Genomic DNA, 1,008 nt, shown 5'->3' with positions numbered 1-1,008 from the left:
TGAATCGCCCCGGGTTCGGTGGAGACTTGATCTCTTGAGAGGATCGAGTCCATGCCAGGTAAGTCTCCCTACCCCGCCGAGCTGCGCCGCCGTGCGGTGCGGATGGTCGCCGAGGTGCGGCCGGATTACCCGACCGAGTGGGCCACGATCAACGCGGTGGCGACCAAGCTCGGCATCGGCACCGCGGAGACACTGCGTACTTGGGTCCGCCAGGCCCAGATCGACGAGGGCAGGCGGCCCGGCCGCAGCACGGATGAGTCGGCGGAGCTGAAGCGGCTGCGCCGAGAGAACGCCGAACTCCGCCGCGCCAACGAGATCCTGAAGGCCGCGTCGGCTTTCTTCGCGGCCGAGCTCGACCGGCCTCACACGCACTCGTGACCTTCATCGACCAGCACGCCGGCGTGTTCGGTGTCGAGCCGATCTGCCGTGTCCTGACCCAGCACGGCTGCCCCATCTCCACCAGCACCTACTACGCCGCCAAGAACCGACCGCCCTCGGCCCGCGCCCTGCGCGACGCCGACCTGGACGAGCACATCACTCGCATCCACGCCGACAACTACGGCGTCTACGGCGCCCGCAAGGTCTGGCAGCAGCTGCTGCGCGAAGGGCATCGAGTGGCCCGCTGCACCGTCGAACGACGCATGCGCGCGCTCGGCCTGCAAGGCGCGCGCCGAGGCAAGAAGATCCGCACCACAACGCCCAGTCCAGGATACGAGCGAGCGGCCGACCGGCTGCAGCGCGACTTCACCGCCTCCCGGCCGAACGCCGCCTGGGTGGCCGACTTCACTCACGTGGCCGCCTGGTGCGGGGTGGTCTACGTGGCGTTCGTGGTCGATGTCTACTCGCGGGCGATCGTCGGCTGGGCCGCCTCGCTGTCCAAACAGACCAGCCTGGTTCTGGACGCCCTGGACATGGCCCTGTGGCGACGCGAGCGCACCGGGCGGCCCGTTGAAGCGGGGCTGATTCACCACAGCGATGCCGGTAGTCAATACACGTCTTTCCGGTTCA

1 pseudogene is annotated in these 1,008 nt (G+C 68.7%); it reads left to right on the top strand.

The features are described 5' to 3' along the window. Window positions 1-51 precede the first annotated feature (51 nt). Window positions 52-1,008 (top strand): annotated as a pseudogene (locus ACIBK9_RS51825) (IS3 family transposase); the annotation flags it as partial.

The organism is Nonomuraea sp. NPDC050227 (assembly GCF_044459705.1).
Taxonomy (GTDB): Bacteria; Actinomycetota; Actinomycetes; order Streptosporangiales; family Streptosporangiaceae; genus Nonomuraea.
The sequence above is the reverse complement of the archived record's forward strand: the minus strand, read 5'-3'. Positions and strand labels throughout refer to the sequence as shown.